Source organism: Streptomyces sp. NPDC048258, assembly GCF_043201995.1.
Taxonomy (GTDB): domain Bacteria; phylum Actinomycetota; class Actinomycetes; order Streptomycetales; family Streptomycetaceae; genus Streptomyces.
The window spans coordinates 406923-420523 of record NZ_JBICZH010000003.1; the positions used below are offsets into that span (position 1 = coordinate 406923).

Here is a 13601-nt window from a genome sequence, read left to right on the forward strand (position 1 = left end):
CCCTCATCGCTCCGGGTCGGCGACGGGCCGGCGCGGCGGGGCGGCCAGGTAGGGACGCACGCTCTTGACCAGCATCGCCATCTCGTAGCCGAGCACCCCGGCGTCGGCCTCGCGGTCCGCGAGCACGGCCAGGCAGGTGCCGGAACCGGCTGCGGATACGAAGACGAGCGCGGTGTCGAGCTCGACGACGACCTGCCGCACCTCGGCTCCGTCCCCGAAGCGGGAGCCGGCGCTGCGCCCCAGCGAGTACAGGCCGGACGCGAGCGCCGCCAGATGGTCGGCGCTGTCCGCGTCGAGGCCGTGCACGCAGGTGACGAGGCCGTCGACGGTGAGGAGTACGGCGCTGCGCGTGTACGGCACGCGCTGCACCAGGCCGCTGAGCAGCCAGTCGAGGTCCGAGAGCCGGTTGCCGGTCTTCGTCGCCACTTCGCCGCCCATGGGGGTGCGCTCCTTGCTGAGGTGAGGGGTCGGGGTCATACCTGGTTCTCCGACTGCGCAAGGCCGAAGCCCCGTTGGAAGGCGGCCATCAGGCCGGGGTCGTGTACGGGCCGATCGGTGTCGCCGGCCCGCCGAGGCGCGGGCGCCTCGCGCAGCTGCGGCGCGAGATGCTCCTGAGCCCGCCGCCGGGGCAGCGGCGGCCTCTCGCCCGCCGCGGGCTGGGCCTCTCCCCCGGCCCGAGTCCCGGCACCGGCTGCGGGGACGAGCCCCGGCCCGGGCTCACCCCACGGCTCGGCCGCAGCCGGGGCCGCGAGCCCGGGCGCGGCCCACGACTCGGCCACGCCTGTGGGCCGGGACGGCACGGCCTGGGCTTCGGCCCCGGACCGGGCACCGCTCCGAACCGCGGTGCCGGCTCCCTGCCCGGGCTCGCCCCACGGCCGGGCTGCGCCTGCGCCTGCGCCTGCGCCTGCGCCTGCGCCTGCGCCTGCGGTGGCGGGCCTACCCGACACGGGGCCTTCTTCCCCGGCCCGAGCGCCGTCCCCGGCTGCGGATACGAGCCCAGCCGCAGGCTCACCCCACGGCCCGGCCGCGCCTGCGGACCCAGCCGACACGGGCCGAGCTTCAGCCCCGGCCCGCGTCCCGGCACCGCCGACGGGCCCGGGCCCGGGTGGCACGTCGCCTCCGGCCCAAGTCCCCTTCTCGGCCGCGGATACGGGCTCAGCACCGGGCTCGGCCCACGGCTCGGCGGCACCTGCATGCCCAGGCTGAGCCTCGCGCCCGGTCCGAGCACCGTTCCCGGCTGCGGATACGAGCCCAGCCCCGGGCTCGGCCCACGGCCCGGCCTCGCCGCCGGACCCAGCCGACACGGACCGAGCTTCAGCTCCGGCCCGAGCCCCGGCACCACCGACCGGCCCGGGCCCGGGCTCGCCCCACGGCTCAGCCGCAGCCGCGGGTCCGGGTGGCGCGTCGCCCCCGGCCCAAGTCCCCTTCTCGGCCGCGGATACGAGTTCGGCGCCAGGCTCGGCCCACGGCCCGGCGGCGGCTGCAGGCCCAGGCAGCACAGGCTGAGCCTCGCCCCCGATCCGAGCACCGTTCCCGGCTGCGGATACGAGCCCAGCCCCGGGCTCGGCCCACGGCTCAGCCGCGCCAGCGGACCCAGCCGACACGGACCGAGCTTCGGCCCCGGCCCGAGTCCCTGCACCGCCGACGGGCCCGGGCCCGCGCATGGACGCCGTCGGAGTCGTGGCTCCGTCCCCGACTCGGGGTGCGGGCACCGACACGGGCGCACTCCCGGGCCGCTGCCCGGCCTCGGCCTCCATGGCTCGGGCCCTGGCCCGGCGCACGGGCAGCGGCAGGGCCGTGGTCCCGGGCCGAGCACCGGTTGCGGGCCGGGGCCCGTCCACGGACGTGGCCGGAGCCGAGGACGCCTCCGTGGGCTGGGCGACGGCCGCGGCCCCGGGCTCCGGCTCGGACACGTTCCCGGGCCCAGCCCCGGCCATCGGCCCAGGCCCGGCCGCAGGCGTGGATCCGGTCCCCGGCCGATTCCTTGGCCCGGGCTGCGGTGCGGGGGCCGGCCCCGGCCCCGGCCCGGTCGCAGGCTCCGGCTCGGCCGCAGGCACGGGCGCGGACACGGGCGCAGGCACGGGCGCGGGCACAGGCGCGGGCACAGGCGCGGGCCGGTTCACGGCCCGGGCCGCGGCGGCCGGGCCGGGCCCAGACCCGGCCGGGTCCCAGGGCTGGGCCCCGGGCCTCGCTCCCCGCCCCGGCAGGGGCTCCGGCGGGGTCACCCGTACCGGCTCCAGTGGCGGCATCGCCGCCGACTCCCCGGTGCCCCACGAGGTGGCCCGGGAGCCGCCCGCCGCGTCGGCGGCGCTCGGCGCCTCCGCGCCCAGCAGCTCCTGCGGCAGCACCAGCACGGCGAGCACGCCGCCGTAGATGTTGGACTTGAGCTCCACGGCGATCCCGTGCCGGCGGGCCAGCGCGGAGACGACGAACAGGCCGATCCGCCCGTCGGCGAGGAGGTGCCGGACGCTGATCTGGTCGGGGTCGCCGAGCAGGGCGTTCATCCGGTGCTGTTCCTCGGTCGGCATGCCCAGCCCGCGGTCCTCCACCTCGACCGCGATCCCGGCGGTGACCCGTTCGGCCCGCAGCACCACATCGGTGTCGGGCGCGGAGAACACCGTGGCGTTCTCGACCAGTTCGGCCAGCAGGTGCACCACGTCCGCGACGGCGTGGCCGCGTACGCTGCCGCCCGCCGGCGGCACGACCTTGACCCGGGTGTACTGCTCGACCTCGGCGACCGAGGAACGCAGCACCTCGCTCAGGTCGATGGGCCGGGTCCACTGGCGGCGGGACGCGGCGCCGCCGAGCACGGCGAGGTTCTCGGCGTGGCGGCGGATGCGGGTGGCGAGGTGGTCGACGTGGAAGAGCTCCTTGAGCAGGTCCGGGTCCTCGACCGTGTCCTCCAGCTCGTCCAGCAGCGAGATCTCGCGGTGGACGAGGGACTGCAGCCGGCGCGCGAGGTTGACGAAGACCTCGACCTTGCGCTCGCTGTCGGACGGCGTGGCCGGACCGGCCAGCCGTACGAGGGTCGTGTGGGCCTGTTCGCGGGCGCCGCGCAGCTCCTGGGAGAGCAGCCAGAACTCGTCCACCCCGGCCGGGTCGGCGCCGAGCGGTGGTCCCGTCGGTCCGCCGCGCACGGGGCGGGGCGGGGTCTCGCCCCGCTCCAGCCGGTCGGCGGCCGTCCGCAGCTCCTGGCGGCCGCGCACGCTGGATCGGCGCAGCGCCTCGCACCGGTCCCGGACGGCCTTGGCCCCGCGCTGGGCCCCGAGCAGGGCGGCGGCGAGGGCTCCCAGGACGAGGAGGGCGCAGCCGGTGAGCACGGGCCAGAGCCGGGGGTCCCGCTCGCCGGCTCCCCCGCCGAGCTGGAGGGTGAAGATGACCGCGGCGGTGCCGCTGAGCCCGGCGGCGAGCGTGGGCAGGACGGCGGCGCGGACCAGCTGAGGGCGTATCTGCCTGCCGGGACCGGTGACGGCGTGTCTCGACGGGGCGTGGCGGGCGGCGCGGAGTCCGGACATCGGCGTCCTCGGTACGTGGGGCCCGGCCCCCAGCGATCCCGGGGCCCGGTGTTGATCACCGGATACCCACGCTAGACCGCACCGTCCCGCCCCGGACGGCCAGTTGGGGAAGTTCGCGGTGGTGCTTCCCGCTCCCGGTGGAGCGCTCGTACAGCCGCCCGAATCCGCCGGGTCGCCCCTGGCGAGGACCGGCGACGACCGCACGCCCCCGAGGGCCGGGGCGCCGCCCCCACCTCGGACGGCCGCCCCCATCTCAGGCCTGCGGACGCCCCCGCCCCGGTCGTGCTCCCGCGCAAGCGGGCCCGGTACCCGCAGGCCGGCCCGGTACCCGGAGGCGAGCCCGGCTCCCGGAGGCGGGCCCGCCCTGCGGCGGGCCCGGTACGTCAGGACCCGACGGCCTCGGGCTCCTCGCGGATCACGCCCGTCGCCCGGGCCGTGGTAACCGCGGCGACCGACACCTCCGGCGCGGCGTGGCTACCCGTCACGAACGGTCGCCACCAGGGCTGCGCCGGGGCCTCGGCGGAGCCGGGCTCGAAGGGCTGGCCCGGGATCGGCAGGGCGACCGCCGATCCGGTGGCTTCTGCCGCGGCCAGGGTGCCCTCGCCCGGTTCGTCCCACGGGTGGAGGGCCAGGTTGAAGGTGCCCCAGTGGATCGGCAGCATTGTGCCGCGCGGGGTGCCGCCCTGGAGGTCGAGGTGGGCGCGCATGCCTTCCTCGGGCGTCATGTGGATGTCGGGCCAGTACTCCGAATACGCGCCGATCTGGATCATCGTGGCGTCGAACGGCCCGTGCTCGGCGCCGATCTCCTCGAAGCCGGGGAAGTAGCCGGTGTCGCCGCTGTGGTAGATGCGGTGCTCGTCGCCCGCGACGACCCAGGACGCCCACAGGGTGTTCTGCTGGTTACGGAGCCCGCGGCCGCAGAAGTGCCGGGCGGGGGTCGCCGTCAGCGAGAGCCCGGCGACCTTGGTGCTCTCGTTCCAGTCCAGCTCGCGCAGCCGGTCGGCCGGAACGCCCCAGCGCTCCAGGTGCGCGCCGACTCCGAGCGGGACGGCGAAGACCGTGTCCGTACCGGCCAGCGCCTTGATCGTCGGCAGGTCGAGGTGGTCGTAGTGGTCGTGCGAGATGACCACCACGTCGGCCGTCCCCAGCGAGGCCAGCGGCACCGGCACGGGGTGCAGCCGCTTGGGGCCGGCGAAAGGGAAGGGGGAGCACCGCTCGCCCCAGACCGGGTCGAACAGCACGCGTCGGCCGTCGATCTCGGCGAGCACGCTGGAGTGCCCCATCCAGGTGAGCCGCAGGCCGCTCACGGGCGGCTTCGCCAGCTCCGCGAGGGTCGTCGGGTACACGGGGATCGGGGCACCGGGATTGCGCCGGAGCCGCTGCTCCTTGTGGAAGTAGATCTTGGCGAACTCCGCCATCGACCCCGAGGGTCTGGTCCGGGCCCCGACCGGATTCTGGAAGACGCCGTCTGCGAAGTTCGGCGAGCGGCGGATCCGCTCCAGCCGGGCACCGGACGGGTCCGCGCCGAAGGCTTCGGGCCGCAGGGCGCGCAGCCGGGGACGCAGGGGACGGGAGCCGGTCAAAGCGCCTCCTGGGAGGGTGGGGTCAGGACGGTCGTCGGTCTACGACCATCCCAACGCACACGTACCCCGAAGGATTCCGCTTGCGGCCCCCGGTCCGCGGCGCCTCCGCCTCCGCCTCCTAGAGCGGAAGCAGGTCGGGCCGCTTCGCCTCCACGTGGTCCCCCGAGGACTCCCCGCGCAGCCGGCGGCCGATCCACGGCACCAGGTGCTCGCGCGCCCACTGGATGTTGTCCCGGGTCACGTCCACCGAGCCGCGCGGCCGCTGCGGCGGCCACGGCTGGTCGGGGTCGGTGGGCACCTCCAGCCCCAGCACCTGGGCGGCGCGCAGCGCGACCCGTGTGTGCCCCTCGGGCGAGAGGTGCAGCCGGTCGGCGTCCCAGGCCCGCCGGTCCTGTACGGACTTCAGCGACCAGAGGTCGAGCACCGGGCAGTCGTAGCGGTCGGCGATGGCGCGGACGTGCGCGCTGTACGTCGCCACCTTGCCCCGGAGGTGCTTGAGGACCGGCACGCCCCGCGTGTCGAAGCCGGTGGTGATCATGACGTGGCCGACGGCCCCGGTGAGGTCGGCGACGGCGGCCTCGAACCGCTCCGCCACGTCGTCCGGGTCGCTGCCGGGCCGGATGATGTCGTTGCCGCCCGCGCAGAAGGTCACGAGGTCCGGCGCGAGCTCCTTGGCCCGCGGGACCTGTTCGGCCACGATCTGGTCGAGGAGCCGGCCGCGCACGGCCAGGTTCGCGTACCGGAAGTCGTGCTCGTCACGCCGGTCGGCCAGGAGCACGGCGAGCCGGTCCGCCCAGCCGAGAAAAGAATCCCCGGGTCCCGGGTCCCCCACGCCCTCGGTGAAGCTGTCCCCGATCGCCGCGTACGAGCCGATGGTCTTGAGTGTCGTCGTCGTCGCTGCCACAGGACGACATCCTTCACTCCCGTACACGACCTACGCCAACGTAAGCAGGGGTTGACGGACCGTGATCTTTACCACGCGGGGGATAAGGAATACGTACACGCGAGGCCGGGACCCCCCTCGGGCCCCGGCCTCACGCGTGTCGGTGTTCCGACGGCGGGTGCCGTCAGATGCTCACGCCCTTCGAGCGGAGGTAGGCGACCGGGTCGATGTCCGAGCCGTAGGACGGGCCCGTGCGGATCTCGAAGTGGAGGTGCGGGCCGGTCGAGTTGCCGGTGGAGCCGGAGAGGCCGATGCGCTGGCCGCCGGTGACGCTCTGGCCCGCCGAGACGGACAGCTGGGAGAGGTGGCCGTACTGCGAGTAGGTCCCGTCCTCGTGCTTGATGATGACCTCGTTGCCGTACGCGCCGGCCCAGCCGGCCGAGACCACGGTGCCCGCGCCGACGGCCTTGACGGTGGTGCCGGAGCTCGCGATGAAGTCGACGCCGGTGTGGTAGCCGGAGGACCACATGCTGCCCGCGACCTTGTACTGGGTGGAGATCCCGCCGCTCACCGGGGCGACGAAGCCGGCGGCCGACTGCTGCGAAGCCGGCGCCTCGGCGGCGGAGTCCTGCTGCGCCGGTGCGGCCTTCTCGGCGGGCTTCGGAGCCGACTTCGGAGCCAGCTTCGGAGCGGCCTTGGGGGCCGACTTCGGAGCGGCCTTGGGGGCCGGGGCGGGCGCGGTTTCGGCGACCGGGGCCGCCTCGCCCTTCGCGCCGAGGGTCAGCTTCAGGCCCGGGTGGATGAGGGAGGGGTTGGTGCCGACGGCCTCGCGGTTGTCGGCGTACAGCCGCTCCCAGCCGCCGGAGAGGTGGCGCTCGGCGGCGATCTTGGAGAGGTAGTCGCCCGGCACGACCGTGTAGACGGTCGGCGCGGTCTCCACGGCGGCGGCGGGCGCGGCCTGGAGCGAGAGGGGAAGCTGCGGCGCCACGGCGGGGGCCGCGGCCGGCGCGGCGGCCGGAGCGCCGGCCGCGTGGGCACCGGCGGCGCCCATCAGGGGCAGCGCGAGCGCCGCACCACCGGTGCCCGCGACGGCGAGGCCGCGGGCCATGGAACGGGACTTGGGACGGCGGTGCTTGCCCTTTGCAGACATGGCGAATTCCTCTCCGTCGCCTGCGAGGTGAGCTGTCGGGTTCGGACTGGAGATGTCCGGCCGTCCATGTGCGGGACATGTACGGCTTCACCCCGAGCCATCCCGGAATAAAGATCCGGAACAGCGGCTTACCTGGTTCCCCCGCTCCTGCCGCGCGCGTGAATAGTCGGGTGCGGTTTCCGGGCAGTGGCAGGATTCGGCGGTCCACCCGGATCGATCGCGAAGGTAATCCCATAAGGCGGCACGTAACAAGCCGTGAATTCCCTGACGGAATCACAGGGATGAGGGACCGACGGAATTCCGGTCACCCTGCGTCCATTCCCCACTGCCAACAACCGCCCCGGCCGGGCCATTCGCCTTTTGCGATCAGGCACGCACGGTCACCGTATGATCTGGCTCACGGGGACGTGTCCGATCTCGCCGCTGTTCATGGCAAGTTGGCGCCAAGTAGCGTAATTCGGACAGACGGACAGACGCCCCACGACGAAGCGGAGGAGTTCCCGTGACCCAGCAGATACAGGAGCCGGAGCTGTCCGGAGTGCGCAATTTCCGCGATGTGGGCGGATTGCCGACTTCTGACGGACGAAGGGTCAAGACGGGACGACTGTTCCGAAGCGGACATCTGGCGCATGCCACTGAAAACGATGCAGAATTCCTCTCCTCGCTCGGGCTCCACACCGTCTTCGACTTCCGCAACAACGCCGACCACGCCCTGGAGGGGCCGGACGTCGAACTGCCCGGCGTACGGAACGTCAACATCCCGCTCTCGGATCCGGCCGACGGCCGGGAGTTCTGGAAGATGGTCCGCGACGGCGACCTCGACCAGCTCCGCTCGATCCTGGGCGACGGGAAGGCCGCGGCCCGGATGTCGAACTCGTACCGCGGGATCATCAAGCACCGCACCGCCGAGCACGGCCGGGTGGTGCGCGCCCTCGCCGAGGACAGCGTGCCCGCCCTCCTGCACTGCGCGGCGGGCAAGGACCGGGCCGGCCTGTCGATCGCCGTCACCCTGCTCGCGCTGCGCGTCGAGCGGGAGGCGATCGTGGCGGACTACCTGGAGTCGAACGCCCCGCACCGCCGCTACCGGGTGCGCCGCAGCAGCGAGTCGGCCGAGGCCCGCTCCCCCGAGGTGATGGAGCTACTCGCCCCGCTCTTCGACGCCCGCGCCGAGTACCTGGAGGCGGCCTTCGAGACCATCGACGAGCACTGGGGCGGTGTGGACCGCTACCTGGCCGAGGGCCTCGGGCTCACGCCCGAGACCCTCGGCCGGCTGCGGGACCGGCTGCTCGACTGACGACGGCGGGGCAGGCCGTCACCGGTTGCCGACGGCCTGCTTCACCAGGGTCCTGCCGAAGTCCCACATCAGCCCGGACCCGCCGTGCGCCTCGTCCATGACGTCCCGGAAAGCGCCGACGAACCGGTCGACGTCCCGCTCGTCCACGATCAGCGGCGGGATGAGCTTGATCACTTCCAGGTGGTCCCCGGACACCTGCGTGAGGATCCGGTGCTTCTGCAGCAGCGGCACCACGACCATCTGCGCGAAGAGCCCCTTGCGGGCCGCCTGCAGCATGGCCCACCGGCTGCGCAGCCCCAGCGAGGACGGCCGGCCGAACTCGATGCCGATCATCAGGCCGCGCCCGCGCACCTCGTGCAGCAGCTCGTACTCGTCCACCAGGGCCGCGAGCCGTCCGCGCAGCAGGTCGCCCATGGCCCGGGCGTTGGCCACGACCTCCTCGTCCTCCATGACCGAGAGGACGGCCAGTCCGGCCGCCATCGCCTGCGCGTTGGAGCCGAAGCTCGCGGAGTGCACGAGGACCCGGTCCATGGACGAGTAGACCTTCTTGAAGATCCAGTCCTTGCCCAGGGTCGCGCCGACCGGCACGTAGCCGCCCGACAGCGCCTTGGCCACGCACACCAGGTCCGGTTCCACGCCCGGCTCGTGCTGGTACGCGTAGAAGTCGCCGGTACGCCCGAGGCCGGTCTGCACCTCGTCCGCGATCAGCAGCGCCTTGTGCCGGCGCAGCAGCTCCTGCGCGGCGAGCAGGAATCCGGGCGGGGCGGCGAGCACGCCCTTGCCCTGGATCGGCTCGACGACGAAGGCGGCCACGTCCCCGCGCTTCAGCTCCCGCTCCAGGGCGGCCAGGTCCCCCAGCGCGATCTTCGTGTCGGGGAGCAGCGGCGCGAAGCCGTCCCGGAAGCCGCCCTCGCCGTTCACCGAGAGCGACCCCGTCGTGAGCCCGTGGAAGGCGTGGTCGCAGTAGAGGATCCTGGGCCGTCCGGTGGCGTACCGGGCGAACTTCAGGGCCGTCTCCACCGCCTCGGTGCCGCTGTTGCCGAAGAAGACCCGGTCCAGGTGCGGGCTGTACGAGAGCAGCTTCTCCGCGAGCAGCCCGGGGAGCGGCTGGCAGTCGAAGCGGGTGAGGTCGGCGAGCTGGGCGTCCAGGACGTCGTGCAGGGCGCGGCGGACCACCGGGTGGTGCCGGCCCAGGCCCATCACCCCGAACCCGGCCAGCATGTCGAGGTAGTCGTTGCCCTCGGCGTCCCAGAAGTGGGCGCCCTCGGCCCGCTCGTAGACCTTGTCGAAGCCGATGGTGTGCAGCATCCGGGGCAGTTGGTGGTTGAGGTGCCGGGCGTGCAGCTCGTACCGCTCGCCGCCTCGCTCGGCCAGCAGGGCGCCGAGGTCGAAGCCCTTGCCCCGGCCGCGCTTCCCCTGTTCCTCCAGGCCCTGTCCGGCCGGCGTCATGCCGACCTGTCCCGGTTCCCGCCGATCGTCTCCCGGGCCGCCCGCAGGGACTCCTTCAGGGAGCCCATGGTGGCGAGGACGGCGGTGGGCTCGTAGCCGCAGTGCGCCATGCAGTTCGCGCAGCGCGGGTCCTTGCCGCGGCCGTACTTGCTCCAGTCGGTGTCGTTGATCAGTTCGCGGTACGTGGGCACATAGCCGTCGCTCATCAGATAGCAGGGGCGCTGCCAGCCGAAGAGGGAGTAATTCGGAATGGCCCAGGCCGTGCAGGGGAAATCGGCCTTTCCTTCCAGGAAGTCCAGGAAGAGCGGAGAGTGGTTGAGCCGCCAGCGCCTGCGGTTGCCGCCCGCGAAGGCCTTCCTGAAGAGTTCGCGGGTCTGTTCGACGCCGAGGAAGTGTTCCTGGTCGGGGGCCTTTTCGTAGGCGTAGGCGGGCGAGATCATCATCTCGTCCACCTGGAGGTCGTCATTGAGGTAGTTGAGCACCTCGATGATGGTCTGCGGAGTGTCCGTGTTGAAGAAGGTGGAGTTGGTGGTCACCCGGAACCCGCGCTTCTTCGCCTCCTTGATGGCCGCCACGGCCTCGTCGAAGACGCCTTCCTTGGCCACCGACTCGTCGTGCCGTTCGCGCAGGCCGTCGATGTGCACGGCGAAGGCGAAATACGGGGACGGGGTGAACTTCTCGATCTTCTTGCGCAGGAGCATCGCGTTGGTGCAGAGGAAAACGTACTTCCGCTTCGCCACCAACTGACGGACGATCTCGTGGATCTGCGGGTGCATCAAGGGCTCGCCGCCCGCGATGGACACCATGGGCGCGCCGGACTCCAGTACGGCGCCGACCGCCTGGGCGACCGGCATGCGCTGCTTGAGCACCCCGGCCGGGTGCTGGATCTTCCCGCACCCTTCACAGGCCAGGTTGCAGGCGTAGAGCGGTTCCAGCTCGACGATCAGCGGGAACTTCTCACGCTTGCGCAGCTTCTGTTCGAGAAGATAGGTCCCGACCCTGATGGTCTGGCGCAGCGGCATGGCCATCTGGCTCACCTCCTGGGGAGCAGCAAAGAACGGTGCCATTCGTAAAACGCGGGCAGTACGGCACGCAGTACGCGGAAGGCCGATATTCCACCGCGGACGGTGCCGATACGGACGAGCTCATGCTCCGGAGCGTCCACGATCACCCGGACGGCCGCAACCGGGCGGCCGCCGCCGCGGGTGGCGGTCCACAGGGTGGCCGCGGACTCCATGTCGACCGCGAGGGCGCCGGTGGCGCGCAGCTGCGCGCGCTCCTGGCCGCGGACGACGTGGTCGGATCCGGTCAGTACGCCGGTGTGCACGGTCCGGCCGGGGGCGGCCCGGGCCAGTGCCTCGGCGAGCAGGGTGGTCCCGGTGCACGGGACGGTGCCGTGCGGGTCCCGGGTCTCCGCGGCGACGACCAGGTCGCCGGGGTGCATGCCGGGGACGAGCCCGGCGCAGAATCCGGTCGCGAGGACGGCGGCCCCGTCCATTCCCGGCTGTTCCAGGGCACGGCCGACGGCCCGCCCGGCGGCGCGCGGGCCCATGCCGGTGCGCAGCAGGGCGTACGCCTCGGGCGCGCCGCGGCCCGTGCCGCGCAGCGCCGCCTGCTCGATGCGCAGCGCGCACGCGACGAGCAGCGGGGTGGTCACGGGGTCTCCGCCGCCGCCGTCCCGGCCGGGGCGAAGGGTTCCCCGTACAGGTAGCGGCCGAGCGCGGTGAGCGGGAACACCTGCCGGTACAGGTGGTAGTTGATGGAGAAGTCCCAGGGGAAGCCGGTGCCCGTGAAGTACGGCTCGTCCCAGGAGCCGTCCTCCCGCTGGGTCCCGACCAGGTGGGCGATGCCCCGCTCGACGGCCTTGCCGTCCCGCTCTCCCGCCGACAGCAGGGCCATCAGCGCCCACGCGGTCTGCGAGGCGGTGGAGGCGCCCTTCCCCGCCCAGGAGCGGTCCTTGTAGGAGCGCTGGTCCTCGCCCCACCCGCCGTCCTCGTTCTGTACGGATTCCAGCCAGCGCACGGCCCGCCGGATCGCGGGATGCGCCGGGGCGAGGCCGGCCGCGGCGAGGGCGGGGACCACCGACCCGGTCCCGTAGACGTAGTTGGTGCCCCAGCGGCCGAACCAGGCTCCGTCGGGCTCCTGTTCGGCGAGCAGCCAGGCGATGCCGCGCCGGGTCCGCGCGTCGCCCGCCCGGCCCTCGAAGGCGAGCATCTCCACCACGTGGGCGGTGACGTCGGCCGAGGGCGGGTCGATGACCTCGCCGAAGTCGCAGAAGGGCAGCCTGTTCGGGAAGGGGCTGGTGTTGTCGGCGTCGAAGGCGCCCCAGGCGCCGTTCCTCGACTGCATGCCGAGGTTCCAGGACACCCCGCGGGCGATGGCCGCCTCGACCCGGGCCGGGTCGGGATGCTTGACGCGGCGCAGCGCGAGGACGACCTCGGCGGTGTCGTCGATGTCGGGGTAGTTGTCGTTGTGGAACTCGAACGCCCATCCGCCGGGGGCGAGTCCGGGCCTTCGTACCGCCCAGTCCCCGCTGCGGACGATCTCCTCGCCGAGCATCCAGTCCGCGGCCTTGACCAGGGCCGGGTGGTCGGGGCGCACGCCCGCGTCGGCGAGTGCGATCGCGGCGAGGCAGGTGTCCCAGACCGGCGACTGGCAGGCCTCGATCATCCGGGCGCCGTCCTCGCGCCACACCGCGAACCGGTCCAGGGAGTCCAGTCCGGCGCGCATCACCGGGTGCCCGAGGTCGTAGCCGAGCAGGTGCAGGGCGATGACGGAGTACACGGCGGGTGGCTGGATACCGCCCCAGCAGCCGTCGTTCTCCTGGCGCTCGATGATCCAGCGGGCGGCGGCGGCCATCGCCGCCTTGCGCAGCCGGCGCGGGGCGAACCGCCGGTAGACGTGCAGGGCCTTGTCCATCCGCTGGAAGGCGCCGTCCCAACTGGCCAGCGGAGCGAGCCGCTTGGCGGGGTTCGGCACCCGTGCGTCGGCGTGCAGCTCGTCCAGGGCGAAGGGGGCGGGGCGGACGGGGCGCAGCGCGGAGACCACGGTGAGCGGGACGATGGTCTGGCGGGCCCAGCAGCCGAAGTCGTAGATGTTCAGCGGCACCCAGGGCGGCAGGAACACCAGCTCGGGCGGGAGTTCGGGCAGGTGGTCCCACTTCCACCAGCCGAAGAGCGCCAGCCAGATCCGGGTGAAGACACGGGCGGCGGCGATCCCCCCGTGGGCCCGGATCCAGGCCGACGCGCGGGCCATGTGCGGGGCGTCGGGCGCGTCTCCGGCGAGGCGCAGGGCCACGTACGCCTCGATGGTGGCGGAGAGTTCGGGCGGCCCGCCGTGGAAGGTGGCCCAGGTGCCGTCGTCCCGCTGCTCGCCGCGGATGAAGAGGGCGGCGGCGTGGGTGGTGGCCTCGTCCCGGATTCCGAGGAACTGCCGCAGCAGCAGGTCCTCGGCGTCCATGGTGACGTTGGTCTGCAGGGTCCCCTTCCACCACCCCGCGGGGTCCTGCCGGTCCAGCAGCTGCCGCGTGGCGCGCACGGCGGCCTCGTACGCGCCCTGCCCCCTGCCGTCAGGAGGCTCGGGCAGCTCCACGTCGGCCGGCTCCCCGGCCGGACCCGGCCGGAGGCCGGCTTCGCTCCTGCTGCCAGCGCCAGCGCTCTGCGCGCTGCCGTCGGTCGTCGCTGTCATGGCTTCCCCTTAGAACAGTGTCCTCTGCTGTGCTGGGGTC

10 protein-coding genes and 1 riboswitch are annotated in these 13601 nt (G+C 73.5%); of the genes, 1 reads left to right on the forward strand and 9 read right to left on the reverse strand.

All coding sequences use genetic code 11. The features are described from left to right. Nucleotides 1-3: 3 nt before the first annotated feature. The 5 genes from ACGFYQ_RS09375 to ACGFYQ_RS09395 form a co-directional block, all read right to left on the reverse strand. The gene (locus ACGFYQ_RS09375) at nucleotides 4-438 is read right to left on the reverse strand and encodes a roadblock/LC7 domain-containing protein (protein ID WP_393742131.1); all 435 of its coding nucleotides are present in this window, start codon (nucleotides 436-438) and stop codon (nucleotides 4-6) included. Nucleotides 439-473: 35 nt separating this feature from the next. Continuing rightward, nucleotides 474-3515: an ATP-binding protein gene (locus ACGFYQ_RS09380; RefSeq protein WP_393741638.1), complete on the reverse strand. Its 3042-nt coding sequence runs from the start codon at nucleotides 3513-3515 to the stop codon at nucleotides 474-476. A 383-nt stretch (nucleotides 3516-3898) separates the two neighbouring features. Next, nucleotides 3899-5098 (reverse strand): MBL fold metallo-hydrolase, encoded by a 1200-nt coding sequence (locus ACGFYQ_RS09385; RefSeq protein ID WP_393741640.1) that lies wholly within the window; start codon nucleotides 5096-5098, stop codon nucleotides 3899-3901. 118 nt (nucleotides 5099-5216) lie between these two features. Next, the gene (locus tag ACGFYQ_RS09390; RefSeq protein WP_393741642.1) at nucleotides 5217-6002 is read right to left on the reverse strand and encodes an SGNH/GDSL hydrolase family protein; all 786 of its coding nucleotides are present in this window, start codon (nucleotides 6000-6002) and stop codon (nucleotides 5217-5219) included. Between the two features lie 163 nt (nucleotides 6003-6165). Further along, complete coding sequence (locus ACGFYQ_RS09395) at nucleotides 6166-7131, reverse strand: peptidoglycan DD-metalloendopeptidase family protein (protein ID WP_393741644.1); 966 nt, start codon at nucleotides 7129-7131, stop codon at nucleotides 6166-6168. Nucleotides 7132-7135: 4 nt separating this feature from the next. Then, nucleotides 7136-7343: riboswitch (cyclic di-AMP (ydaO/yuaA leader) on the reverse strand. 290 nt (nucleotides 7344-7633) lie between these two features. Between ACGFYQ_RS09395 and ACGFYQ_RS09400 the strand changes: the two genes are divergently transcribed. Beyond that, complete coding sequence (locus tag ACGFYQ_RS09400; RefSeq protein ID WP_393741646.1) at nucleotides 7634-8425, forward strand: tyrosine-protein phosphatase; 792 nt, start codon at nucleotides 7634-7636, stop codon at nucleotides 8423-8425. 18 nt (nucleotides 8426-8443) lie between these two features. On the opposite strand, the gene ACGFYQ_RS09405 is transcribed toward ACGFYQ_RS09400, so the two are convergent. Genes ACGFYQ_RS09405 through shc form a run of 4 tightly spaced genes read right to left on the reverse strand, consistent with a single transcriptional unit; the run spans nucleotide 8444 to nucleotide 13561 of the window. After that, a complete protein-coding gene (locus tag ACGFYQ_RS09405) occupies nucleotides 8444-9874 on the reverse strand; it encodes an aspartate aminotransferase family protein (RefSeq protein WP_393741648.1) in 1431 nt (476 codons plus the stop codon). Beyond that, nucleotides 9871-10902 (reverse strand): adenosyl-hopene transferase HpnH, encoded by a 1032-nt coding sequence (hpnH, locus tag ACGFYQ_RS09410; RefSeq protein WP_393741650.1) that lies wholly within the window; start codon nucleotides 10900-10902, stop codon nucleotides 9871-9873. The genes ACGFYQ_RS09405 and hpnH overlap by 4 nt, the downstream gene beginning before the upstream one ends. 5 nt (nucleotides 10903-10907) lie before the next feature. Further along, entirely contained in the window at nucleotides 10908-11531 is a 624-nt protein-coding gene (locus tag ACGFYQ_RS09415) for a 1-hydroxy-2-methyl-2-butenyl 4-diphosphate reductase (protein ID WP_393741652.1), read from the reverse strand. After that, nucleotides 11528-13561 (reverse strand): squalene--hopene cyclase, encoded by a 2034-nt coding sequence (gene shc, locus ACGFYQ_RS09420; RefSeq protein WP_393741654.1) that lies wholly within the window; start codon nucleotides 13559-13561, stop codon nucleotides 11528-11530. The genes ACGFYQ_RS09415 and shc overlap by 4 nt, the downstream gene beginning before the upstream one ends. Nucleotides 13562-13601: the final 40 nt, after the last annotated feature.